Source organism: Mesorhizobium sp. M0037 (genome assembly GCF_040323635.1).
Classification (GTDB): domain Bacteria; phylum Pseudomonadota; class Alphaproteobacteria; order Rhizobiales; family Rhizobiaceae; genus Mesorhizobium.
Window position 1 is genome coordinate 1 of record NZ_JAMYVB010000007.1, and the last position, 25,052, is coordinate 25,052.

Below are 25,052 nucleotides of genomic sequence, written 5' to 3' on the forward strand. Positions count from 1 at the left end.
GCGAGGTGGTGCCAACCGCGCTCAGCACATTGCCGGTCTCGGCGGTGAACTGGTTGGACGCAACACTGTCGGTATCGGCGTGTGCGGTCGGCACGTCGTCGACGATGGTGATGACGAGATTGCCGGCTGGAGCGCTGTCGCCGTCGGCGTCGGTGACGACGACCGCGAAGCTGGTGCTCGACGGATCGGTCAGCGTGTTGTCGATCAGCGTATAGGCGTAGCTGATGGTGCCGATGCCGGTGGTTGCATTGTAGACATAGCTGGCCGTCAGCGATCCTGTGGTGCCGTCGGCAAAAGTCTGGGCCGAGCCGGTCAGCACATGGCCACCCAGCGAGACGGTGGTCAGGCCGTCGGGCGAGGTGAAGCCGATGGTGCCCGAAGTGGTCTCGGTGGTTGCAGGCTCGTTGGAGCCGGCCGGTTCGCCGGCGCGTGCCGGCAGGCTGGCTTCATAGACGGTGGTGGTGGCGCCGCCGGCAGCCGGAATGGCGTCGGTCGGGGTTGAATCGCCGATGGCGATGGTCAGCGTGGTGTGCGAGGTGTCGCCGTCGCCGTCCTTGATGGTGTAGGTGAAGACATCGCTGACGCCGCCCTGCGTGCCGGCATCGCGAACATAGGAGTAGGAGCCGTCGGCGTTGAGCGTCAGCTTGCCGTAGCTGCCCTGGACCTGGGTGCCGAGCGTTGCGGCATTGTCGACATCGAGATTGGTGTTGCCGGCGGCAACGCCGACCACGGCAGCGCCATCGGCGCCCTTGACGTCGATGCCGGTGACCGGCGAGGTGGTGCCAACCGCGCTCAGCACATTGCCGGTCTCGGCGGTGAACTGGTTGGACGCAACACTGTCGGTATCGGCGTGTGCAACGGGACCATCATCATTGATGGCAATCGATAGTGTGCTGCTCGAAGAACTCGTATCCTCATCGGTGACGACAACAGCATAGTTCGCAAACAGCTGATCGGCCGCTCCGACCACTCCCGTGCCCGGATGATCGACATTATCGGTGAGCGTGAAGCTGTAGCTCACTGTGCCACCGGCGTTTGTTCCGCTGAAGCCGGTGATCGTCAGCGTGCCGTAGACCGGGCCGCCCGCAATGACGATGGGAACCGCGCCCGAGTTCGAGAGCTGGGCATAGCTGATGCTGGTGGTGCCCACCTGCAGCGACCCCAGGCCGTCCGGAGAGGTGAAAGCGAACGTGCCGCCATTCGTCTCCGAATGATCGGAGTTGTTGGTTGGATTGGCGTCCTGGAGTTCGCCGGAGCCAGCCGGCTCGGATCCGCGAGGTGGAAGCCCTTTTTCGTCAACGACTGTATCGCCGCCGTCCGTTTGTGGCGTTAGCCCCGAAATGGTGACGATATCATCGGCGCCATTGACCGTTATGGTTAGCGAAGCCGGCGCGGTGTCGCCGTCACCATCCGTGAGCGTATAGTCGAAGGTTTCAGACAGGCTCTCGCCGACCGAAAGCGCCTGCACTGCGGCATATGCGGTCGGATTCTGTGCCTGCGTATAGAGCGCATAGCTATAGCTGCCGTCAGCGCCCACCGTCAGCTCGCCGTAGGTTCCTGCTACATGATGATCGGCATCGGCGCCGTCCCAGGTGATCGAGCCCAAGCCGTCGGTGCCGAGGTGATCCGCGTGGCCGTCGGTTGCGTTTGCGTCGGCGCCGCCTACGCCCGTGATCACATTGCCATCTGCCGTGAGCGGCCCTTCTTCTGTGACCGAGTCCTGATCATCTACCGCGACCGGACCGTCATCCTGGAATTCGATGCTCAAGGCGACATGGGATACGGCGGTGCTGGTATCGCCGTCGAAATCGGTGATGGTGGCTTTGACGTGCAGGTCGGCGGCGACGGTCGCGATGTCGTCAAATGCTGCGGTGCTTGAACCGTCGACATTGTGAGCGATCGGTTGATACTGCCCGATCCAGACCGCGCCGGTCGGATCGACATAAACCTTGAACACGTCGATGCCGTTGGCAGAACCGACGAGAACGCCGTCCGCATTTGTCGAGAGCATGATTGCCAGGCCGTCGAGTGTCTTCAGGCCCGAATCGATGTTTGCCAGCGGGTTGCCGTTCGCATCCGTCACCGCAAAGGAGAACGTCGCGTCGTCGTCCGCGCCAACCGACGCATTGAACAGGCCGAGTGCACTGGCTGAAGATTTTGCGTAACCTAGTGCGTCTGGTTCGGTGACCAGGGCAGGCGGGGGAAGCGCGGTGTCGTTGGCCGGATTGGGATCCGCGGCATTGTTGACGCCGGCGGATTCGTCGTGGCTGACCCGGAAGACTTCGGTCTGTGTGGTGACGGTCGTGATCTTGGCTTCGATGCCGAAGATCTTGAACGGGTTGCCGCCAGTCAAGGTCGCATCGGTCCCGCCAGCGTTGGAATCGAAGGTAAAATCGTTGTAGTTGCCCACCTTGAGCTGGTCGAACGGGGTGCTGCCAATGACCTCGACCGTCGCACCATCCGGCACGTCGGCGAAGGCATAGCCCACCTGCACGCCGCCTTCGAAGACAGCCGTGCCGGCGGTCAGCACACCGTTGATGCTCACGGTGAACGGTTCGAATGTGCCACCGTCCTTGGCGCCGATGAACATCACGGCGGCTTCGACACCCTGGGCTTCCGCAACATCGATCGTGAACTTGACCGAGGCGACATCGTACGAGCCGCTGTCGCTGACGCTTGGCGGATTCGGACCGTTGGGTGTGATCACAAGATCATTGACGAAGTCCATCGTCACGATTTCGGGGCCGGTCAAATGCGGATGGGTTTCGTATCCGTCGATGATCTGGCCGTCGCCGACGCCGATCTTGGTACCCGTGGTGTTGACGGAATTGTCGCCTTCGTTGATGTCGATGCCGGTGAGCTTGATGTCGTGATTGCCGGCGCCATCCATGCCGCGAACATCGGTGTTGCCGGCCTGCAGCGTATAGACGATCGTTTCGGTGGTGGTTGTGGTTGTCGTGCCGGCGTCCCGGGCGAGGATCTGCGGAACGTCGTCGAGCACCTGGACCTTGAACGTACCAGCCGCCAGTCCGATGGTGTCGCCGTCGCCATCCTTGGCGACGACGAATGCCGAGAGATCGATCCCGCCATTGGCAAGCGTGTTTTCGGTGCTGTCGCCCGGCAGCGTCGGATGATCGATCTGGTCGATCAGGGTGAAGACATAGGAGCCGTCCGCACCGACGGTCAGGGTGAAAACGGGACGATCCGTGCCCGCCTGATAGCCGGCACCGGCGCCTACATCGACATAGCCGGTCAGGGTCGTGCCGTCGGAGACGATGAGGACGTTGCCGCCTTTCGAATCAAACCCCGAATCCGATGGGGTGGTTTGGGTGACAAGGCCGAAAGCGGAGGTCGCATTAGGGCCGTCAGAGCCGAAGTCGACGATTGCATTCAATGCGCCGGCAGCACCGATGGCAACCGCGGAGTTTGTTCCGGTCACTTCGCCGTCGAGCTGAGGATTGTCGGCATTTCCGGTGGACTGGCTGTTGTGCAGACCATCTTCGTCGACATTCGCGGTGACCTGGGCGGCGCCAATAACCTTCGGCCCGTCATCGTCGAAGGAGAATGCGGAGCCTTGGCCGTTGATCAGGTCGACGGTCGCATTCTCTGTGATGGTGTCGCCGTCGCCGTCCTGGCGCGTCACCTCATACTGCAGCTGAACCTGGCCGCCATTGGTCAGCGCAAGGTTGAGCTCGGAATCGAACTTGTTGCCGTCAGCGCCATGGTTGAGCGCTTCGTAGAGCGTGGTCTGCAGCTGCTCGGCGCCGGGCGCGCCGGTGATCGCGATGGTCAGAACCTGATTGTTCTGCGTGTCGCGGCCGACAATGACGCTGCCTTCGAGGAAGAGCGTAATGGCCCCGCCGTCCGTGGCAATGAGATTCGTGGCAAGGCCACCGGCCGGAATGCCGGTGAAGCTCAAAGCGCCGGTGACGGTTCCAGGACCGTCCGAACCATAGCTGCCGCCGATCGCGAACAGATTGGTCAGTCCGCCCGATACTGCCGTGTTGACCTGTGCCAGGCCGACGCCATCATCGGTGTTGGCGTTGCCGCCAGCGTCTTCAGTCTCGCCGCCATTGTAGCGGTCCGTGCCAACCGTCTCGTCGAGCTCGACGGAAAGCAGCCCAGCGGCTCCATCGTGGGCGCCGACCGTTAGGCTTGGTCCATCGTCGTCGAAGGAGAATGCCGAGCCTTGGCCGTCGATCAGGTCGACGGTCGCCTTCTCTGTGATGGTGTCGCCGTCGCCGTCCTGGCGCGTCACCTCATATTGCAGCTGAACCTGGCCACCATCGGTCAGCGCAAGGTCAAGCTCGGAATCGAACTTGTTGCCGTCGGCGCCATGGTTGAGCGCTTCATAGAGCGTGGTCTGCAGCTGCTCGGCGCCCGGCGCGCCGGTGATCGCAATGGTCAGAACCTGATTGTTCTGCGTGTCGCGGCCGACGATAACGCCGCCCTCGAGGAACAGTGTGATGGCGCCGCCATCGGTGGCAGTGAGATTCGTGGCAAGGCCACCGGCCGGAATGCCGGTGAAGCTCAAAGTTCCGGTGACGGTTCCAGGACCGTCCGAACCATAGCTGCCGCCGATCGTGAACAGATTGGTCAGTCCGCCCGATACTGCCGTGTTGACCTGTGCCAGGCCCGGACCAGCATCATCCGTGTTGGCGTTGCCGTCGGCGTCTTCGGTCTCGCCGATAGCGCCATTGTAGCGGTCCGCGCCAACCGTCTCGTCGAGCTCGACCGAAAGCAGGCCAGCGGCTCCATCGTGGGCGCCAACCGTAAGGCTTGGCCCGTCATCGTCGAAGGAGAATGCCGAGCCGTTGCCGTCGATCAGATCGACGGTAGCCTTCTCGATGACGGTGTCGCCGTCGCCGTCCTGGCGCGTCACCTCATATTGCAGCTGAACCTGGCCGCCATTGGTCAGCGCAAGGTTGAGCTCGGAATCGAACTTGTTGCCGTCGGCGCCATGGTTGAGAGCTTCATAGAGCGTGGTCTGCAGCTGCTCGGCGCCCGGCGCACCGGTGATCGCAATGGTCAGAACCTGATTGTTCTGCGTGTCGCGGCCGACAATCACTCCTCCTTCGAGGAAGAGCGTAACGGCGCCGCCGTCGGTGGCAGTGAGATTCGTGGCAAGGCCACCGACTGGAATGCCGGTGAATGCCAACTGCCCGGTCGTGCTGCCCGGTCCGTCTGCACCGTAGACGCCGCCAACGGCGAACAGCGAAGAAAGGCCACCCGCCAGGCCGGTCGTCACCTGGGCCAGGCCAACGCCGTCATCGGTGTTGGCGTTGCCGCCGGCATCTTCAGTCTCGCCGCTATTGTAGCGGTCGCCGCCGACCGTCTCGTCGAGCTCGACTGAAAGCAACTGTCCCGCTTGCACAGTTGCCTGGACGGAAAGCGTTGGGCCGTCATCCAGCACACCGATATTGAGGGTCGCGGTGGCCGGCTCATTGTCTGTGTCTGTAACCACGACGGCAAAGCTGTCGGAAACCCCCTCGGTCGTTCCGGTCGATAACTTGTCGTGATGATCAAGAGTGTTGTCGGCAAGGGTATAAACCCAGCTATAGCCGTTCGTCGGATTGCCGGTGACCACGAGCGTGCCGTATTGCCCGGCAACGCTGCCGCCGTTGGTCACGTCCACACCGTCAATGACAAGCGTCCCGATGCCATCACCCGAGACGATGTTGAAGGTCCCTGAAACCTGCTCGGCGGTGCTGGCCGGATCCGTCCCGTCGGAAAGCGCGGCCTCGTTGACGACAAATCCGGAGCCAATGTCGATTGTCGGCGTCGTATCTTCTTCCCTGACCCCGATCGTCAGCTCACGCGGCTCCAGCCGTCCAAATTGCAGGTCCGTCGGCGGCAACAATGCGGAAATATCGAAGCCGTCGCCGATACCACCTGGGGGAATGGTGAAGTCGCCGCCGGCACTGCCTGGGGCGCCTCCGGGGCCGGCCGATATCGAACCATCAGCACCGAAGGCGACATCGACGTGGCTCGCTTCAAGAGCGGCCAGCAAGGCCACGCGCGGAACTTCGACATCACCGATGATGAAGGTCGGCACGTTGAGCGCGCCATCCTTGATGAGGATGACTGAACCGTCGGCCTGTTCCAGCAACAGATTGTGGCCGTCGACCTTGATGTTGTCGATGGAGACGTCCGCCGGAAGTTTCACGATGTTGCTGGCGTCGGCCACGTATTCATGCGGCGCGGCTGCCGCCGGCGCTTTCGCCTCCGCGGGTGCTGCCGGCTGAACGGGTGCGCCACTGCCGACATCGACCGGTACCGGCTCGGCAGGCGCCGCCTGAGCGGCCTGCGCTACCTGGATGCCTGCCTGCGATGGCGGGCCGCCATGTTCATGTGAAGAGTGCTCGTCCCAAGAATTCGAGACGGTATCCAAATCGTTACTCGTCGTCATCGCCAAACCCCTCCGGCATTTCCCGGATAGAGACAGTGACGACTTCTGCTTTGCAACTGTCCCGCACTCAATTTCATATATCCTGTTATGCAAGTCTCGGCATTTTTCACGTAAGGTAAACCCGGAAGATATAATCTGATATGCATTGGGCGCGCCGCGCCTCGTTTGATATCCGCCGGCTGAGCTGGATTGGTGAAAGAAGTATAAAATTGAATAAAGTTTTACGCAAAATAGATCTTCCCGATTGAAGGAAACTTATCCACCTTCCTTTCCAGTAATTTGAGACAAGATTGGTACCGTCCACAGTCAAGAGGTGGGCGTTATGAAAAAAGAAAAATCTGCCCTGGGAATAACCGGGCTCAGGCTCCTCCTGCTGGCAATGGCGATCACAAGCCTGCCGCAGCCATCATCCGCGAAAGCAATTACCGTGAATGCCGGCGCTGCCGCTGGAGTTCTGGCGGCGGTCGAAACCCCTTCCAGTCTCGGCGGCGTTTCGCTGGCTCGGCCGCAGCCATGGCAGCCGGTTTCAGCCTACCGGATCGGCATGATTTTCAGCAGCTATGGTCCTGTTGCCGTTGATGAAAAGCGTGGTTCTTCGATCGCGCCGCCCGCCGCCGGGATCGACCTGATCCAGACGGCGGCGATCATTCCCGGCGTGTTCGGTTCTGTTGCCCTGTCGATGCGCAATTTCCCGGTTTCGGCGCGCTGGGCGCCGGTCTACAAGGCAATTGTCGACTGTACCGCGAGCAGCGCGTGCGAACGCAATAACAGCGCCTTTGCCGAGATAGTCAAGGCAGCCGGGAACAAGCGCTTCATCGATAAGTTGTTCTTCGTCAACTCAAGTATAAATCGCGCCATCGCCTACAAGAAGGACAGCGTGGTTTACGGCAAGCTCGACTACTGGGCCAAGCCCCGGGAAATCCTTGAGCGGCGGGCAGGGGACTGCGAGGATTTCGCCATCCTCAAGATGGCTGCGCTGCTGCATGCAGGCATCCCGGCGCAGAGCATGTCGCTGGTCGTCTTGCAGGATCGCAAGCGCGGTTTCTTTCATGCCGTGCTGTCGGTCAGCACCGGCAGCGGCGTCTTCATTCTCGACAGTTTGAGCAATGTAGTTTCCCGCGATACAGACCTGCCGACCTACGTGCCGCTGTATTCGTTCAGCACCGATCGCGCGTGGATCCATGGCGCGAAGACCGGTTCTGCTCAAATAGCCGATATCAAGGGCGGCCTTTCGACGGTCGCGCCTGGTGAAGGTGTGCAGCCGTAAGCTCTCATCAGAGAGTCTTGAGCGCTCTATCTCTTGTTTGACGCAATTTTCCACGGAAACCGCTCACACTTTTCCCGGAATTGCTCTAGCCGCCGAAGACGAACGCCATCAGCAGTTCCGGCTCGACCACCGGCGCCCGCACCGCGCTCAGTTGACCGCGGTAGCGGCGGTCGCCGGCGCCTATGACGAAACCGGTCGCGACCGGCGTCTCGCCATTGGCGTCCAGCCTGGCGAATATGTCGGCGACATTGAGGTCCAGCGCCAGCTTGAGATCCTGGCGCGCGTCCTCGTTCGGCGCCACCGGCAATTGCCGCCGCACCAGCTGCTGGAACGGCGCATTGAAGGTCAGGATCTTCTTCGACGATGCCAGGGCAAAGGCCGGCGAGGGACAGGCGACGAGAATGGCGTTGATGGTCTTGATCGACGCGAGCCTCTGCAAGGTGACGTTCTGGTCGGCCAGTCCACGCATGCAGGCTACGCGGATTGCCGATGTCAGGTTTCCGGCGTTGGCGTGGCTCTCTGCAATTTCCTCGATCAGTGTGCCGATCGTGCATTTGCGGCTTTCCGCCATCTGCTTCAGCGAAGTCCAGAACGCCCTCTCCAGACGAATGCCGCGGCGCGTGCCGCCACGCGCCACAACCCGGAACTCGAGACCGAAATCCTCACTCGCCAGCGGTGGCAGCAGCCGGTCGCGATCGACCGGGCGGGAGATCGCACTATCGCTCACTCATTGCCTCCTCCCGCGCCTTGTTGATTGGTTTCAGAAGGTAGGTGAGAATCGTCTTGCGTCCGGTCTTGATGTCGACCGAACAGATCATGCCGGGGATGATCGAATAGGTCTTGCCGTCGCGTGTCAGGGTCGATTTGTCGGTGGCGACACGCACCTGATAGTACGGTTCGCCGGTCTTCTGGTCGACAAGGCTGTCGGCAGTGATGTTCGACACCTTGCCTTCGATGCCGCCGAAGATCGAGAAGTCATAGGCGGTCACCTTGATCAGGGCATCCTGGCCCGGCCGGATGAAGGCGACGTCCCGCGGTGAGACCCGGGCTTCGACCAGCAGGGTCTCGGACGTCGGCACGATACCCGCGACGACCGCGCCGGGCTGGACGAAGGCGCCGACCGTGTTGATGTCAAGCGTGTTGACGATACCATCGACAGGCGAACGGATATCGGTACGCGCCACCTTGTCGGTGGCACCGCGTATCGTCTCGTCCACCACCGAGAGATCGGCCAGCGCCTGCGTCAGATCGCTGAGCGCTTCCTGTTGCAGCTGGAGGCCAAGTTCGTCGACCTGAAGCTTGGCTTCCGTGATGGCAGACCTGGCTTTCTTGATGGTCTCTCCGGCAAGCGTCAGCTGACCATTGAGCTCGGTCTGCTCGCGCTCGACGCGGAGCTGCTCGGTTCGCGCCATCAGGCCTTTCTTGACCATCGCTTCGACCAGCTTCGCCTCCTGGTCGCTGACAGCCAGGTTCTTGGTGAGGCGATCGGCATTGGCGTTGGCTTCGTCGAGTTCCTTCTCACGCTGATCGAGGCGCGACTTGAGAACCGACAGTTTGACTTCGAAGTTGTCGCGCCGCGCGATTAGCAGCTTCTGCTCGTTGTCGCAGATTTCCGGCGCCACCTTCTGAATCTCGGGCGGGCACGGAAACGCGCCCTCTAGACTTCCGGTCTGTTCGAATTTGAGCCGTGCAATGCGCGTCTGCAATGCCCGCGCCTTGGCCTGCTGCTCGCCAAGGCTGGAAGTGTTGAAGGTGTTGTCGAGACGAATGATGAGGTCATTCTTCTTGACGACCTGACCGATCGTCACGGCGATTTCCTGAACCACGCCCGGCTCGCTGGCCTGGATGATCTGGGTCTTCGACGCCGGTATGATCTTGCCGTCGCCGCGTGCGATTTCATCGACCTCGGCAAAGGACGCCCAGGCTACCGAACTCGCAAAGAGCGCTCCGATAATGAATATCGAAGCCGATGCAAAAAGCGGCGGACGGTCTTCCCTGGCTAGCATTTACCACGTCCCGACGTGCTGTATTCACGCATAATTCTGTTCGTCAGGCGCTTGTTTTCTGCAGCGCCTGTATCACTTGGTCTTTCGGTCCATCGGCAACGATCTTGCCCTGCTCGATGACAATCAGGCGGTCGGCCAGCTCGAGCATGCTGAAGCGGTGCGTCGAAACGATCAGCGTCGTGTTGCGATCGAAAGCCACTTTGAGCTGCTTGATCAGCTGGCGTTCGGAAGCCAGATCCATCGAGCCGGACGGCTCGTCCAGGAACACGATCTTCGGTTTGGTCAGCAACAGGCGGGCAATTGCCATTGTCTGCCTCTGACCGCCCGAGAGATTGGTGCCGCGCTCGCCGACATTCATGTCGTAGCCTCGCGGATGGCGGGAGACGAAGTCGTCGACGCCGGCAGCCTTGGCCGCGTCGACGATCTGCTCATCGGTCGCCTCCGGGCACGCCATCAGGAGATTTTCCTTGATGGTGCCGGAAAACAGATCGTTGGCTTGCGCGACGATCCCGACCGCGGCGCGAACCTCCGATGGGTGATATTGACGGATGTCGATCCCGTCCAGCAGCAGCTCGCCGGAGGTCGGCAGGAAAAGCCTGCCGATCAGCCGCCCCATGGTCGTCTTTCCCGAGCCTATGCGGCCGATGATGCCGATCCGCTCACCGGGCTTCACCGAGAAATTCAGGCCGGTCAGCACTTCGTTTTCGGAACCCGGGTAGACAAAGCCGACATTCCTGAATGCCATTGCACCGTTGCGAATGGGGCGGTTGACGAAACCAACCGTGTCCGGCCGATCCTCAGGCTGCGCCATGATCGAATTCACCATTCGCAGGGACAGCATCGCCTGGCGAAGTCTGGACAAGGTGATCGCAATCTGCCCAAGCGGGGCGACCGCCCGGCCTGCCAGCATGACGGTGCCGATGATGGCGCCGGTCGAGACATGCCCTTCCGAAAAGGCATAGGCGCCGGCCACGATCAAAGCGACGGTGACCATCTGCTGGATGGCTTGGGTTATGTTGCCGGCGGCAGCCGAAAGCTGTTTGATCCTCTCGGACGTGTTGGATGCGTTCTTGGAATGCTCCGCCCATTTTCGCAGAAGGTACGCCTCTGCCCGGAGCGATTTGATCGTTTCCAGCGTGGAGATGGATTCCACCAGCAGGGCCTGGCGCTGCGAAGCCTCGTTCATGGAAGCGGCAACGCGTTTGCCGATGCGCCGTTGCGTGATCAGCCCGACGATCACCGAGGCGACAAAGGCAATGGCCGGTATGACCACCAGCCAACCGCCTATCGCATAGATGACAACAAGAAAGACGAAGACGAAGGCCGTGTCGATGAAGATGCTGATGGTGTTCGACGTGAAAAACTCGCGCACGAACTCGTACTGCGTCACCCGATTTGCATATTCGCCGGTTGAGCCGGGCCGTGCCGACAAGGACGAGTTCAGAACCTTCTCGAACAGCATATAGGAGATGCGAAGATCGGCCTTGCGGCCGGCATAGTCGATCAGCGACGCTCTGGCGGTCTTCAAGAGCAGGTCGAACAGAATGACCGCGCCGATCCCGATCGACAGCACCCAGAGCGTCGATATCGCCTTGTTCGGCAAGATCCTGTCGTAGACATTCATGGTGAAGATCGGTGAGGCAAGAGCCAACAAATTGATGAATACCGCTGACAGGATGACCTTGGAATAGGTGCGCCAGAACGGCCCCATTGTGCCGGTCAGCCAATGTCGCCGCTCGATCTTGGCCGCAGAACCGACGCTCATCGCCTCGACCGCGTTGGCATAGGTTATCGAGAACGAAACGCCGCCACTGATATAACTTCCGGAAAACTCGGATTTGCTGATTGTCGTGCGGCCGTCTTCCTGGGGAGCGGTCGTAAATCCACCGTCCTCGGTCTGGGCAAGCAGCGCTACAGGCAACTGGCTGACGCGAAACAGAATGGCGGGAAGGTCGATGCGTCCGCGAAGAAAGTCGCGATGGCTGAATTCCGTGATTTCAAGACCGATGCGTTCGGCAAGATGCCGGATGGCGTCGATATCGATGCGGGTGTCTGACAGCGGCACGCCGGCAAACAGCACGGTCTCGGAACTCGGCCTGCCGAGGTACCCAGCAACAGCGGAGAAGCAGGCCTTGAACGCCTCTTTTGGGGAGAGGATTTTGGGTTGTGGGTTCACGATTGGCCCGCAGGACTATCGTTCGTCCTTGACCTTCCTACTTCTTTCTTACCGGTGCGAGGATGTCGAAAGGCAGATCGTTCGTCTGCTCCGACGGCGTGCGCGCATAGGTTTCGGTGTCGGCCGTTTCAGGCGCATTGAACTCGGCCTTGGCATAGGCGGTGGCCTGTTTTGCCGGCTGAAGATTCATGGTCTTCAGCAACTGCCCGGTTGCCGCCAGCAGCCGGTACTGCGCGAAAAGCGACGCGTAGGATGCGGTGTCGGCAAGCGTAGCTGTGTTGAATCGCGTGTTCTGCGCGTCGAGCACGTCGAGCAGCGAGCGCTGTCCGACCTTGAACTGCTCGCGATAGGACGCCACCAGCCTTTCGTTGGCGGCAGCCTGAAGCTTCAATGTCTTTGCCAGATCGGCCTGCCGGAAGCGGCGATCCCATGATGTACGGACGGCTTCCTCGATCTCGCGCAGGACCTGGTGCAGCACAAGGCGCTGCTCGCTGGTGCGGCGGACCTGCTCTTGCTCGTTGGCTTTGTCGATGCCGCCGCGATAGAGGTTCCAGCGCAGCACCAGCCGCGCCTGCAGGTCGCTGGCGTCGCCATCGTCGCCGTCGATGTCATAGCCGCCGCGGGCGCGGCCTTCGGCGATGACGGAGGGCCCGAATTTCGCCCGCGCCGCATCCACCAGGGAGGCGGCGGCGTCGATATCGCTGTTGGCCATGTGGACGCGCGGATTGTTCTGTCGCGCCAGCCCTAGCGCGTCGTCGAGCGACCTTGGCAGCGCGCTCGAGACATCGCTTGGCCTTGACGCGTTGGTCAGCGGCTTACCGACCGTCTTGAAGAACCGTATCTTGGAAGCCTCCAGTTCTTCGGTCGCCTCCTGCATACGTGCCTTGGCAGCGAACAGCCGCTCCTCGGCCTGCTGGCGATCAGCCTCGTTCAACGCGCCGCCTGCAATACCTTGCCGGATGTCGCCGAGGATTGCCTGGTGAAAGCCCAGATTCTTCTTCGCTTCTGAAACGATCGAAGCCTGCAGCATGTATTCGAGATAGTCCTGGACGACAGACAGTCCAATGAATTCAGACCGTTCCAGCACCCGGAACGATGCGCCGTCGACCCGCGACGCCTGACGATTCAGTTCCGCCCGCCTTGCGCCGCTGTCATAAAGCGTCTGCGTGACAACGACATCGGCTTCCGCCGGATAGAGCGCGTCATCCTCTATGGACAGCGAACGCCGGGAGGAATTGTCGAGACGACGAACCCCCGCCGACGCCTCGACATCGACGCTGGGAAGATAAAGTCCCTTCGCTTGGCGTAGCTCGAATTCGATTGCTTCGCGGTTTTCGATCGCTTGGCCAATTTCGGGGTTGGACTCCACCGCAACCGCCATCGCCTCCTGGAGAGTGAGCGCGTGAGCATTCCCACAGCTCAATATGGCGACCGTCGTCAGCAGGCCAAGGCGCTTGCCAATGGCCGGCATAACTATTGTTTTCATTTTGCCCATCCCAACGTTTCCCCGCGCCCTTATCCCCGGGCGCTACAACTCAAGCGTGATTGTTCACAAATTTACAAAATATGTGAGCGCTTATTGATTTAGTGACCGGTAAAACGCTGAGTTCAAGCCATAAATCTAAAGAATGTAGCAAAAATAGCACATAAAGATACTCAGGTGCGGTTTCTGGCAACAGCCATCCGGGTTCGCGCAGGCAAAGGAGAATGCTCCCCGGGGAAGGGACCGCAGTGGCAACTTACAACCAATCTGCTCAGATAGCCTGACTATTTCTGGGGCGCATATTCATCTGCGAGCCCACATGGCAATTGGTTGGCAACAGGATGAACTTCGAGGCAAGTGAGCCCGTCCTAATCCGGCGCGTCGACTCGTAAATCCGTTCCACGGATTACAACTGCCTGCAAGCTGCCGCATGTTCGTACTTCCCAAGTCTCATCGGCCATATCGAGACGCTAGACCGTCAGCTGGTCGCGCGGCTGTTGCCACAGCTGCCGATCTGCAACCGGCCCCAATTTCCGACGTTCTGGACCTGGTCTCCCAAGGTTTGGAAAACGAGGTCAGCTATGGTCGGCAGTTCGGGGTCGCGGGAGCATACGGGAAGCTTTCAGATTTTGGCCCACGAAGAACTCAACAAAATCAACGATTTTCATTCGCCCTCCGGGCCCACCATAGCCATTGATTTTGAAACGCGCAAATGCACCTGGAGCAGTGACGGTAATTTCGAAAAGTGTTGGGCGCGGCTGTCGAACGCCACAAACTGCAAAAAATCGTCCGATTGATCCCGATAGTTGGTGAAACCTCAAAATATTTTTTGCGCCGATTTTTCCTTTAAATCAAAAGGGTAATTTTTTGACGGTTCTGGTGGCGGACTTTTTTGCTGTGATGGAAAATACTGACAGTCGTTCAATGGGTTATAGGCTGTATAAACAATCGAGTGGGAATGATTCAGGCCCACTCAAACGCCGCCGAAAATACGCCAATCTGACGTAACGCGCTGAAATAAAAACAAATCCTTTCAGGATGATCAGCGACAATCGGTGCTTAGAGATTGCCTTTGACGGACCGCCTGACGGACCTTCCGCATATTCCGCGGCTATCGCAAGAGTGCCGGGCGTTTTTGCGTACTGGCCGAGGTCCCTTGCTTGGCAAGTTCCTCCGCGACAAGGATCTGCTCGACAGCATTTTCGTCGCTATTGCCCATGCGGAGCCCCGGAGGATCAAAACCGGTTAGCAGCATGATGCCGACGGTTCAGAGCAAGCGACTCAGATTCCCGATTTGCTCAGAGTCTCCCAGCCTATGGCTCTCCGTGCAGCGGGCCTTGAGCGTCTGGCTCGACCTTTTTGAAAGCTCGCCTCCAATCGCTGGACGAGTTTGGCGGCAAGGCTAGTCGTCTCCATCGGTGTTATGATCGATGCCAGGGAGGCCGCCTGGACCATGGCGTGAACTCATTGCCGTATGCTGGCAGTGCAAGGCAATGAACTGACTGCACAACATGTAGGTGCATTCGTGGATCAAATTTCCAGATAGCCAAACAGCGCGCGTATCTCGATTAGGTGGCAAGGAGTTGCGAAAGCTATGTTCGCAGTTTGAGAATCGTCCGATATGCCGCACAACGATGCCGGCAAGACGAGCCGAGGATGATCTGACGCAATGTTCAGATCCAAGAAGGACGGTTACCTGTGGCCCAGAAAGGAATCACACTAAAGGACGTTGCCGCAGCGGCTAAGGTGTCGCGCGCCACGGCCGCCCGGGCGCTCAACAGCTATGGTTACGTTGGCGACGAGACGGCGCTCCGCGTGGTTGAGGCAGCCGAAAGGCTGGGCTATCGGGCCAACCTCGTCGCGCAGGCGCTGCGCAGCGGACAATTGCCGATCATAGGCTTCGTGCCCGGCGATATCCAGAATCCGTTCTTCGCCCGAATCGCGCACGACATAGAGGTGGAACTGCGCAAGCACCGCCACAATCTTCTGATTGCCAGCAGCGAGGAGAATGTAGAACAGGAGAAAGAACTGCTTGAGAGCCTTCGCTCGCTCAGCATTCGCGGCTTCATCCTTGCCCCAACGTCTGCAACCGACAGCCAGCATATCGTGCAACTGGCTCGCGAAGGCGCACCGATCGTGCTCATCGACCGCGTGGTAAAGGACCTGCAATGCGACAGCGTCGTCGTCGACAACGAGGGCGGGGCACGCGAGGCAGTGGACTATCTGGTTGGCAACGGTCACCACCGGATCGGTCTTTTGCGCGACGAGTCACGCATCTTTACGGCACAGGAACGCTTGGCTGGCTACCAAAACTCGCTCCACTCGCATGGGATCGCAATCGATGAAGCGCTCATCGGCGTATCGCGCTCGACCGTCGAGCACGCCATCGAAGCCACGATCCGCCTGTTCAGCCGGCGCAATCGCCCGACCGCACTGTTCACGGTGGACAGCCTCATGACGCAAGGCGCGCTTCTTGGCCTGCGTTCAATGGGGCTCTCGATTCCGCATGATGTGTCGGTGGTTGGCTTCGATGACTTCAACCTCGCCACGTTCACCGATCCGCAGATAACGGTCGTGGCGCAACCCATCTCCGAGATCGGACCGCTCGCCGCCAGATACCTGCTGGAGCGGCTTGCCGGCAAAAAGGTTGCACCGCGCCGTACCCGATTTCAGACCCGCTTGATCGTACGCGGATCGGTTGCCCGGCGCGCTGTGCGCTAAAGAGCAAACCCCTCGATTTCGGAGAATTTCGTCTAAAGGACTTGCCATTGGCGAAATTGCGTGCCCATTATTGCTTGTGAGATCGATCTCACATCGGGAAAACGAGCTAGACGGCCCACCGACGCCTAAGGCGGGCTAGACGCCTGTAACATGCGAAATACAAGGAAAACGTCATGCTGAACTTCGATAGGGACCGCTTCGTGAAGATCCAAAGCGGGGCCGTCGCCGTCGCAGGTGAGGTTCGCTCACTGATGCGCACACTGCTGGCAGATGGCGTCGAGCGGCTGTTTTTCATGGGCACCGGCGGCGTGCAGCTTCTAACCTTGCCCGCGATCGAGTTGGCGCAGCGCTGTTCCACCTTCCCGGTGAGCGGTGCCTATCCGGCGCAGGTCGTGATCGATCCGCCCGCCGGTCTCGACAGCAAGGCCGTGGTGGTCATCCCGTCCTTGTCGGGCACGACCAAGGAAGGCGTCGAGCTCATGGTCTTTCTGAAAAAACGTGGTGTGCGCACGATTTCGCTCACCGGCCATTCGGATACGCCAATCGCACGGGAGGCTGACCACAATTTCACGAACTTCGCCGAAGACGACACCTCGTCGGAATCCTTCTACCTGCAGACGCTGCTGATCGTCCTGGCCCTGCTGGAAGAGCGCGGCGAATATGATGATTTTGATGGCACTGTCGCCGAACTCAAACTGCTGCCGGATCTGCTTGCCGACGCCAAGGCTGCCTTTGAGGACAGGGCGGCCGAACTGGCCCAGACAATCAAGGACGATACCTATCACATCTTCACCGGCGCCGGCTCGGTGTGGCCGGAGGCACACTATTACGGCATGTGCATCCTCGAAGAGATGCAGTGGATTCGCACCCGCCCGGTGCACGCCGCCGACTTCTTCCACGGTACGCTCGAGTTGGTCGAGCCGGGCGTCAGCGTTTTCGTGTTCAAGGGCGAAGATGCCCTTCGGCCCCTGGCCGACCGGGTCGAGAACTTCGCCAAGCGCTACACGGACCGCGTTCGCACGCTGGACGCGGCCTCGGTCAAGTTGCCGGGCATCTCCGCAAAGGTCCGCGGCATGATCTCGCCGGTTCTGCTCGCCACCTTGCTCGAGCGGCTGAGCGCCCATCTCGAGGTGCTGCGCAACCACCCGCTGACCACCCGTCGCTACTACAAACGCGTGGAATATTGATCCCCTCTCACCTCTGAAGGAGCTATCCATGAAACGTTCGCTGCAAATCGTGGCGGTCACGGTGGCCGCGGTATCATCATTGGGGTTGTCGATAAGCGGCAGTTCCGCCGCTTCGCCGGCTGTCACGGCCGACCCAAACGCCAAGGTGGAATACACCGGCACGCTTTCGGTCCTGACGAAGTTCGGGCTGCAACAGCTGTCGCCCTATTTCGTCAACCTGGCACAGGCCTATGAGAAGCTCCATCCGGATGTGAAGGTCGAACTTATCCAGGAGAGCGACGACAGCGTGAAGGGCAAGACCAAGACGCTGGTCGCTTCCAACTCGCTGCCCGATATCTATTTCTCCTGGACAGGCAGCTGGGGTGGCAATTTCGTGCGCGGCAATCGCGCCGTTGATCTCACGCCCGTCATTGCTGCCGATACCGAGTGGGGCAAGTCGCTGTCTCCAGCCGCCGTCAAGGCGTTCCAGTACAACGGCAAGTTCTATGGCATTCCGCTTTACCAGGATGCCAAGTTCATGGGCTACAACAAGCAGATCTTCGCCAAGCTCAGCCTCAAGGCACCCGGCACTTTCGAGGAATTGCTGACCAGCTGCGACGCCATCCGCAAATCCGGCGTGACACCGATCTCCTTCGGCAACAAGGAGGCCTGGCCGGCAATCCACTTTGCAGGCCAGCTGCTCGCCTACAACGTGCCGCAGGCAACGCTGGAACGCGACTTCGATCCGGCCACCGCCCAATACACCGACCCAGGCTATATCGCAGCACTCAAGCAGTTCAGCCAGCTTGTCGAGCGCTGCACCGATGGCGCCGGCGTCAACGGCACATCCTATGCCTCGGCTCTCCAGGCCTTCACCAACGCCCAGTCGGCCATGTACTACCAGGAGATCATCGAGTTCGATCAGGCCGCCACGCCGGAGTCGGCGTTAAAGCCCGCCGATTTCGGATTCTTCCGGCTGCCGGTGCCCGCCGGCGCCAAGGGTGACGCCAAGTCGATCGAGGGCGCGCCGGAGGGCTACATGATCAATGCGGCATCGAAGAACATCCCGCTGGCGATCGATTTCATGAAGTTCGTGACTTCGAAGGAAAATGCGCAGGTGCTGTCTGCGCCACCCTATGGCCAGCCGAGCGCCACCATCGGCGGCGCCTCGGAATCGAACATGAGCGCGGCTGTGGTCGATGGCCTCAAGGATATCAACGCCGCCTCATACCTCATGCCCTGGCTGGATACGGCCAACCCACCGCGCGTCGCCGCCGTCTGGCTGTCCAGCCTGCAGGCGCTGGCGGGCGGCTCGATGACGCCCGAGCAAGTGATGGACGAGGTGCGCAAAGCCGCATCCGCGGCCAAATAAAGCAGGCGAGCATGGCAAGGGCCTCGGACACAGTGGACAGCGGCGCCGACATCGGCGTCGCCAGGCCGCAACGGCCAAAGAGCCGGCGGGCCTGCTTCGCCAACCTGTTGTCGTTGCGATGGGCGGCGATCGCGCTCATCCTCATCGGCTGGTTCGTCTATTATCCGATCGTCGACAATTTCATCGTCAGCACCACCGACCAGGACATCTACACCGGCGAGGTCACCAATGTCGGCCTCGCCAACTACGACCGGCTGCTGCATGACCCGGTCGTGCTGCTGGCGCTGTGGAACAACTGCCTCTACGCTCTCATCTCCGTCATCTTCCAGGTCTTCGGCGCGTTCCTGCTGGCGGCCATTATCGAGGACCTGAAAAGCGAAAGCTGGCGCCGGCTGTGGCGCGCCGTCTATTTCGTGCCGTCGGCAATCTCGATCACAGTGACCGGCCTGCTGTTTTATTTCATCTACCAGCCGCAGATCGGCTTGCTGGATGCCGCGCTCAGCCGTGTTGGACTGAGCCAGCTCGTCATGCCTTGGCTCGGCAATGAGCACACCGCCATCTATGCCATCATCGCCATGAGCCAATGGCAGGGTTTTGGCTATTCGACGCTGCTGTTCGCCATTGCCATCCAGAAGATCCCGCGCGACCTCTACGATGCCGCAACGATCGACGGCGCGGATCCGCTTCGCCGCCTGTGGAGCATCACCTTTCCGCTCACCCGGGAAATGACGGGGTTGATGATCATCGTCACCATCACGGGCGCGTTCCAAGTGTTCAACGAGGTTATGGTGATGACCGCGGGCGGGCCCAACAACAGCAGCCAGGTGCTGGGCACGTGGCTCTACCAGAAGGCCTTCATCGAGGACAATTTCGGCTATGGCGCGGCGATTGCCGCCGTCATCTTCATGTTGACCATGCTCACAGGCGCGGCACAGCTCTGGTACACCAAGCGCCGCCGGGTGCAGCTATGAGTGCGATGGTCGCAGCCGGTCGCAGCCGGCACGTCAATGTGTGGTCGGTCATAGCCAGGACATTGCTCTATTCGTTCCTGGTCTGCCTCGGTGTCGTCGTCATCTATCCGCTGATCTGGATGGCGCTGAGCGGCTTCAAGGACAATGCACAGATCTTCGGCGATCCCTTCGCCCTGCCCACCCGTTGGTCGTGGAACAATTACCTGCAAGCGTGGAACCAGGGCGTGCGTGGCTACGTGACAGTCTCGGTGCTGGTGACCGTCGCTTCGGCTATATGCACCGTGCTGATCAGCGCCTGGACGGCCTTCGGCCTGACCCGCACCAAGATGCCGGCAAAGCCGCTGGTTGTTGCCATCGTTCTGGGCGGCTTGATGCTGAGCCCCACCGTGGCGATCATTCCACTGGTGAAGATGTTGCAGGCGCTCGGTCTCTACAACACCTACTGGGCACTGATCATTCTCTACACGGCGTTCCGTGTGCCGTTCACCACCTTCCTCATCCGCGCCTACATGCTGGATCTGCCTGAAGACATCGACGAGGCGGCGACGATGGATGGCGCCAGCGAGGGTCAGATATTCTGGCGCATCACCTTGCCGCTGTGCCGGCCGATCATCATTTCCTGCGTCATCCTGCACGTCCTGTTCGCCTGGAACGAATATCTCTTCGCCATGATCTTCACGAGCGGCTCGGATGTGCAGACGCTGCCGGTCGGACTGACGTCGATCATGGCAACCCACGGGACCAACTATGCCGTGGTGTTCGCGGCCATGACGATCTCGGCGCTGCCTATCGTGATCGTGTTCTTTGCCGCACAACGCTACTTCATCCGTGGCTTGGCCGAAGGCATCGGCAAATAACAATTCCCGAAAGGAGCCTTCATGCCGCAGCTCGCTGCTCATCAGCTGATCGGAGCCAATTTCAGCTTCCAGCACTTCCCCTTCGATGAGGTCGCCAGGACGATCCGAGGCTTTGGCCTGCGCGAGATCGAACTGTGGGGGATTGCCCAGCATCTGGACCTGTTCCACGCCACGGACGCGCGTGTCGAATCCGTTCGCCGGGTACTCGCCGGCAACGAGCTGTCGGCCTGGTGCTTTACGCCTGAGCAGGTGTTGTATCCAATCAACATTGCCTCCGGCGACGCCGCACTGCGCCAGGACAGCATCGAGCGGTTTTGCCGTGCAGCCGACATCTGCGCGGCGCTTGGCGCCCGCTATCTCTTCCTGACGCCCGGCCGGGGCTACGAGAGCGAACCCCGGCAACCGGCATGGGACCGCGCGGTCGGTTCGATCGGCGAGATCGCCCGGCGCGCCGCCGCAAACGGGGTGCGCTGCCTGCTCGAGCCGTTGCAGCGGTTCGAGAGCAACCTCGTCAATGATGCGGCAGGCCTGCGCCAAATGCTGGACGAGGTGGGCGCTGAAAACATCGACGTCGTGCTGGACACTGTCGCCATGGCCACGGCCGGCGACACCGTGGCCGGCTATGTCGACCTGTTCGGCTCGCGGCTGGCGCATGTCCATCTGGTCGACGGCACACCAGGCGGGCATCTGGTGTGGGGGGATGGTACGCTGCCGCTCGGCCACTATGTCAGCGAGCTCGCGCGCCTGGGCTATGCCGGAAAGTTCACCTTCGAGCCGTTCGGCAACGGCTCCTACGCGCTCGATCCGGTAAAAGCCTGGACACGCTGCCTTGGCGCCATCGCGCCATACCTCAATTGCGCAACGGTGCCGGCATGACGTCGAAGAAGCTTATCGCGGTCGGGGACAATTGCCTTGATGCCTATTTGACCAACAACTTGATGACGGTGGGCGGCAACGCCTTGAATGTCGCGGCGCAATGGCGGCGCAACGGCTGGTCCGCGCGCTATTTCGGCGCCGTCGGGAACGATCCCGAAGGCGACGTGGTGCTTGCTGAGCTGGCAGGTGCCGGCCTATCCCCCGACGACGTCGAACGGCGTCGCGGCGATACGGCCGTCACCTTGCTGCGCGATGAATCCGGCGACCGGAAGTTCCTGCACGAATCCTTCGGTGTGGGCGAAAACTACATGCCGGCGCCCGCGCATTATGCGGTCATCGCCGCGGCCGACTGGGTGCATCTCGGCACCAACGCCAACAAGCACCTTGTCCAACGATTGGTGGCGGACCATGTGCCTTTCAGCATCGATCTATCGACCGCCCATATGGCGCTGGCGCTCGACGGTGTCCCGCTTTTGTTTGCGTCCGGACCGGACGATGTCGATGTTCCCATCGAGCCGTCGCTGGGCGCGCTCAGGAAGGCCGGCGCAAGGCAGGTGGTTTTGACCTGTGGTCGACGCGGCTCCTACTTCGACGATGGCACGAATGTCGTGCATGCGCCGGCGACGCTTGTCGATGTCGTGGATACGTGTGGCGCCGGCGACAGTTTTATTGCCACCTTCCTCGCCGGCTTCCATTTCGGCGGCCTTGGCGCCCTGGAGGCATTGCACAGGGCGTCGATCGCGGCGGCACAGACCTGCACCCATCTCGGCGGGTTTCCCCAGAGACCGCGTCCGATACCCGATTGGCTGCGAGCCAAATATGCCAGCTTCATTGTCGATGCGCAGGGAGCCCAAGCGTGAGTACACTTCGTTTGCGGCAGCCTGCGGTCGCGCTTGCATCTGACCGGTCGTTTTGGCTGCAGGACATTACCGCCGCCCCTGCGACCGAGCCATTGCGAGGCGACGAGCGCGCCGACGTGGTGATCGTCGGTGGCGGCTATACCGGTCTGTGGACCGCGCTGCGGATCCTTGAACTGGCGCCGCAAACGCGGGTGGTCATCCTTGAAGCCGATCTGTGCGGATCGGGGGCCTCGGGGCGCAACGGCGGTCAGGTCCATTCATGGTTCGCCGAAATCGACCAGATCAGTGCGGTCGTCGGTCTCGAGGAAGCGCGCCTGCTGTGCGCCGACACGGTGGCATCGATCGCGGAGCTGAAGGCGCTGCAGCAAAACGGCACCATAGACATGGACCTGAGGCTGGACGGATGGTTGTGGACCGCAAGCTCCATTGCGCAGGAAGGCGCCTGGGAGACCGCCGTGGCCTTGACGGCGGCTGTTGGAGAAAACCGTTTCAGCCCGCTGACGGCCGAGGACATTCAACGCCGCACCGGTTCATCGGCCTCCTATGTCGGCGTCGTCGAGACCACCGCCGGCACGGTCCATCCCGCCAAACTTGCCATCGGATTGCGCAAGCTGGCACTGGCACGCGGCGTCATCATCCACGAGCGCAGCCCGGTCCTCGCCATCGAACCCGGCATGACATGCACGGTGCGCACGGGGCATGGCGCGGTACGGGCTGACAAAATCGTGCTTGCCGCCAACGCCTGGCTTTCGGCGCTGCCGGAACTGCGGCGGCATCTTTATGTGGTCGGCAGCGAGGTGATTGCCACTGCCGCCATTCCCGAACTGCTCGACAGCATCGGCTGGCGCGACGGTGCCTCGATCTGCGATTCCCAGGCCCAGGTGCTCTACTACCAGCGCACCATCGGGGGCAGGGTGGTCTTCGGTCGTGGCAGCGGCAACGTCGCCTTCAGTGGAAATTTCGGCGCCAGCTTCAACCGCAGCCCGGAGCACGGCCGCGACAATATGCGAGAGCTGCATCGGGTCTACCCGTCGCTGCGCGGTGTGGCGATCGAATATGACTGGTCGGGGCCGATCGACTGCGTGCCTGAACACGTTCCTGTCTTCGACCACCTGCGCGATCATCCCAATATCTTCTACGGCATGGGATTTAACGGCACCGGCATCGCGCAGACGCCGATAGCCGGACGCATTCTGGCGAGCCTGGTGCTCGAGCGAAAGGATCGCTGGAGCGAAAGCGGTCTGGTCGGCATCGAGCGGCGCATGTCGCTGCCGCCCGAGCCGTTGCGTTATCTCGGCGCCAGGCTTGTCCGCGCCGCGGTGCGCCGCAAGAACGAGGCCGAGATCCGCAACCGAAACGCCGGCAGGATCACCAGTCTTCTGGCGGCCCTGAAGCCAGGCAGGCGCAAGAAGTAGCCGGGCATCTCGCTCATCGTCACGCTCTTCAAACCATGAGCCGGCACGTGCCGTCCCGATGACGGTGGACGCGGCATTGCGATCAGGGTGCTTGCTGGGTTGATCGACGTACATTCTTAAAGCGGAGTGCGTCGACCTTGTTCTAACGTATTCATGTGGGCCGTACCGCCGTCAGGCCTATGCTTGGCGCACTTGCGGCTTTCCATCCGAGGGCGGGCCAACGGATCCGCGTGCAATGATGGCGGTCGGCAAAACGAGCCTTTCCGCCGGGCGGGAATCTCCCTTCAATCGCCGGATGAGCAATTCCGCGACGCTCTTGCCAAGCGCGTAGACGGGCTGGTCGATAACGGTGATGGGCGGCGTGGTGACGCTCGTCCAGTCCGCATCATGGAAAGTGATGAGCGAAATGTCGTCGGGAACCCGCAGGCCGCGCTCGCGGGTCACCTTGAAGATCTCCAGCGCAATGACGCTGTCGGAGGCGAGGATCGCCGTCGGCCGATCCGGCGCCGACAGCATCTCGCCGGCAACCCTGCGCGTTTCGGTGGGGCTTGTCGCGCCAAGGCGAACAAAGCGTTCTGGCCGATCAAGTCCGGCCTCTCGGCACACGGTGAGGAAACCGTCGATGCGCTCACGGACCGACGAGGTGTAGATCTGCCCGAGATCGCGGTACTCGTGCCCTTCGGCGTCGACCGCGGTCACATAGGCGATGTTGCGGTGGCCGGCATCGGCTAGAAAGCGGGTCGCCAGCATGGCGATGCCGCGATCGTCGGTCGTGACCGTATCGACATCCAGATCTGCCAGCGCCCTATCCAGCAGGGCAAGCGGTCGGCCCGAGCGGTGGATATCGCGCAGGTGCGCGATGTCGCGCGATTCCGACGGCGTGACGATCAGCCCGTCGACGCGCTTGCCGATGAGCAGTTTCACGGCCGCCTTTTCCGCCTCGATCTTCTCGCCGGAATTGGCCAGGATGACGTTGAACCCGGCTGCCTTTGCCGCGTCGCTGATGCCGCGTACCGCGAGGCTGAAGAACGGGTTCTCGATGTCGCCGACAACCACGCCGATGATGCCGGAGCGGCCGGTCGTCATGCTGCGGGCGAGCTCGTTCGCACGATAGTCCAAGGCCTTGGCCGCGGCCATGACTTCCGCGCGGATCATGTCGCTGACGACGCCGTATCCGCCGAGCACGCGCGCGGCTGTCGCTTTCGAAACGTTGGCCGCGCGGGCGACGTCGCTGACCGTTATCGACGGGGTCTTGGGGGCGGTTCTTTTCATCGGATGACGACTACAAGAGTTGTTGACGGGAGGTCAACGTGGCGATAACGATTAACAAAGAGACCGGTCTCACGCAATATGAGACCGGTCTCTTTAAAAGGAGTGGAGCCGAGAGGCGTGACGGACCGTGATTTCGGCAAGGGCATGTCGGCGCGCCAGATGGCGGCTCGACGGAAATACCAAGAAGAACAGACCTTCAGA

Annotated in this window: 15 protein-coding genes; 9 read left to right on the forward strand and 6 right to left on the reverse strand. The window is 61.1% G+C overall.

Translation table 11 applies throughout. The annotated features are described in order from the left end of the window. Positions 1 to 6,409 (reverse strand): beta strand repeat-containing protein (locus NKJ78_RS12875; protein ID WP_352562470.1); only part of this gene is annotated, 6,409 nt, incomplete at its 3' end. A 322-nt stretch (positions 6,410 to 6,731) separates the two neighbouring features. Here NKJ78_RS12875 and NKJ78_RS12880 point away from each other — a divergent pair. Beyond that, positions 6,732 to 7,676: a transglutaminase-like cysteine peptidase gene (locus NKJ78_RS12880; protein WP_352460198.1), complete on the forward strand. Its 945-nt coding sequence runs from the start codon at positions 6,732 to 6,734 to the stop codon at positions 7,674 to 7,676. Between the two features lie 85 nt (positions 7,677 to 7,761). Here NKJ78_RS12880 and NKJ78_RS12885 read toward each other — a convergent pair whose 3' ends face one another. From NKJ78_RS12885 to NKJ78_RS12900, 4 genes are read right to left on the reverse strand one after another with little or no spacing between them, the layout of a single operon-like run. Continuing rightward, positions 7,762 to 8,403 carry a ribbon-helix-helix domain-containing protein gene (locus tag NKJ78_RS12885; protein ID WP_023712249.1) on the reverse strand — a complete coding sequence of 214 codons (642 nt, stop codon included), beginning with the start codon at positions 8,401 to 8,403 and terminating at the stop codon, positions 7,762 to 7,764. Further along, positions 8,393 to 9,682 (reverse strand): HlyD family type I secretion periplasmic adaptor subunit, encoded by a 1,290-nt coding sequence (locus NKJ78_RS12890; RefSeq protein ID WP_023738302.1) that lies wholly within the window; start codon positions 9,680 to 9,682, stop codon positions 8,393 to 8,395. Before NKJ78_RS12890 ends, NKJ78_RS12885 begins: the two co-directional genes overlap by 11 nt. Before the next feature lie 43 nt (positions 9,683 to 9,725). Further along, complete coding sequence (locus tag NKJ78_RS12895) at positions 9,726 to 11,858, reverse strand: type I secretion system permease/ATPase (RefSeq protein WP_023738303.1); 2,133 nt, start codon at positions 11,856 to 11,858, stop codon at positions 9,726 to 9,728. Positions 11,859 to 11,895: 37 nt separating this feature from the next. Further along, positions 11,896 to 13,344, reverse strand: a complete 1,449-nt coding sequence (locus NKJ78_RS12900; protein ID WP_023738304.1) for a TolC family protein — start codon at positions 13,342 to 13,344, stop codon at positions 11,896 to 11,898. A 1,695-nt stretch (positions 13,345 to 15,039) separates the two neighbouring features. On the opposite strand from NKJ78_RS12900, the gene NKJ78_RS12905 reads away from it, so the two are divergent. The 8 genes from NKJ78_RS12905 to NKJ78_RS12940 all read left to right on the forward strand — a co-directional run bounded on the left by NKJ78_RS12905 (position 15,040) and on the right by NKJ78_RS12940 (position 23,579). Further along, positions 15,040 to 16,062: a LacI family DNA-binding transcriptional regulator gene (locus NKJ78_RS12905; protein ID WP_023686868.1), complete on the forward strand. Its 1,023-nt coding sequence runs from the start codon at positions 15,040 to 15,042 to the stop codon at positions 16,060 to 16,062. 173 nt (positions 16,063 to 16,235) lie between these two features. Beyond that, positions 16,236 to 17,249, forward strand: coding sequence for an SIS domain-containing protein (locus NKJ78_RS12910; RefSeq protein ID WP_023738306.1), 1,014 nt, complete (start codon positions 16,236 to 16,238; stop codon positions 17,247 to 17,249). A gap of 28 nt (positions 17,250 to 17,277) precedes the next feature. Continuing rightward, positions 17,278 to 18,600 carry an ABC transporter substrate-binding protein gene (locus NKJ78_RS12915; RefSeq protein ID WP_023738307.1) on the forward strand — a complete coding sequence of 441 codons (1,323 nt, stop codon included), beginning with the start codon at positions 17,278 to 17,280 and terminating at the stop codon, positions 18,598 to 18,600. A gap of 11 nt (positions 18,601 to 18,611) precedes the next feature. Further along, positions 18,612 to 19,571: a carbohydrate ABC transporter permease gene (locus tag NKJ78_RS12920; RefSeq protein ID WP_023738308.1), complete on the forward strand. Its 960-nt coding sequence runs from the start codon at positions 18,612 to 18,614 to the stop codon at positions 19,569 to 19,571. Beyond that, the gene (locus tag NKJ78_RS12925; protein ID WP_023667749.1) at positions 19,568 to 20,428 is read left to right on the forward strand and encodes a carbohydrate ABC transporter permease; all 861 of its coding nucleotides are present in this window, start codon (positions 19,568 to 19,570) and stop codon (positions 20,426 to 20,428) included. The genes NKJ78_RS12920 and NKJ78_RS12925 overlap by 4 nt, the downstream gene beginning before the upstream one ends. A 21-nt stretch (positions 20,429 to 20,449) precedes the next feature. Further along, positions 20,450 to 21,304 carry a sugar phosphate isomerase/epimerase family protein gene (locus NKJ78_RS12930; protein ID WP_352460197.1) on the forward strand — a complete coding sequence of 285 codons (855 nt, stop codon included), beginning with the start codon at positions 20,450 to 20,452 and terminating at the stop codon, positions 21,302 to 21,304. Further along, positions 21,301 to 22,164 (forward strand): PfkB family carbohydrate kinase, encoded by an 864-nt coding sequence (locus NKJ78_RS12935; protein ID WP_023738310.1) that lies wholly within the window; start codon positions 21,301 to 21,303, stop codon positions 22,162 to 22,164. Before NKJ78_RS12930 ends, NKJ78_RS12935 begins: the two co-directional genes overlap by 4 nt. Beyond that, positions 22,161 to 23,579, forward strand: coding sequence for an NAD(P)/FAD-dependent oxidoreductase (locus tag NKJ78_RS12940; RefSeq protein ID WP_023738311.1), 1,419 nt, complete (start codon positions 22,161 to 22,163; stop codon positions 23,577 to 23,579). Before NKJ78_RS12935 ends, NKJ78_RS12940 begins: the two co-directional genes overlap by 4 nt. A 177-nt stretch (positions 23,580 to 23,756) precedes the next feature. On the opposite strand, the gene NKJ78_RS12945 is transcribed toward NKJ78_RS12940, so the two are convergent. Further along, complete coding sequence (locus tag NKJ78_RS12945; RefSeq protein ID WP_023667753.1) at positions 23,757 to 24,851, reverse strand: LacI family DNA-binding transcriptional regulator; 1,095 nt, start codon at positions 24,849 to 24,851, stop codon at positions 23,757 to 23,759. Between the last annotated feature and the right edge of the window lie 201 nt (positions 24,852 to 25,052).

Coding starts and splice junctions, on each gene's coding strand:
- NKJ78_RS12880 (WP_352460198.1), top strand. CDS start 6,732: ATGAAAAAAGAAAAATCTGCCCTGGGAATAACCGGGCTCAGGCTCCTC.
- NKJ78_RS12890 (WP_023738302.1), bottom strand. CDS start 9,682: ATGCTAGCCAGGGAAGACCGTCCGCCGCTTTTTGCATCGGCTTCGATA.
- NKJ78_RS12900 (WP_023738304.1), bottom strand. CDS start 13,344: ATGAAAACAATAGTTATGCCGGCCATTGGCAAGCGCCTTGGCCTGCTG.
- NKJ78_RS12910 (WP_023738306.1), top strand. CDS start 16,236: ATGCTGAACTTCGATAGGGACCGCTTCGTGAAGATCCAAAGCGGGGCC.
- NKJ78_RS12915 (WP_023738307.1), top strand. CDS start 17,278: ATGAAACGTTCGCTGCAAATCGTGGCGGTCACGGTGGCCGCGGTATCA.
- NKJ78_RS12920 (WP_023738308.1), top strand. CDS start 18,612: ATGGCAAGGGCCTCGGACACAGTGGACAGCGGCGCCGACATCGGCGTC.
- NKJ78_RS12925 (WP_023667749.1), top strand. CDS start 19,568: ATGAGTGCGATGGTCGCAGCCGGTCGCAGCCGGCACGTCAATGTGTGG.
- NKJ78_RS12930 (WP_352460197.1), top strand. CDS start 20,450: ATGCCGCAGCTCGCTGCTCATCAGCTGATCGGAGCCAATTTCAGCTTC.
- NKJ78_RS12935 (WP_023738310.1), top strand. CDS start 21,301: ATGACGTCGAAGAAGCTTATCGCGGTCGGGGACAATTGCCTTGATGCC.
- NKJ78_RS12945 (WP_023667753.1), bottom strand. CDS start 24,851: ATGAAAAGAACCGCCCCCAAGACCCCGTCGATAACGGTCAGCGACGTC.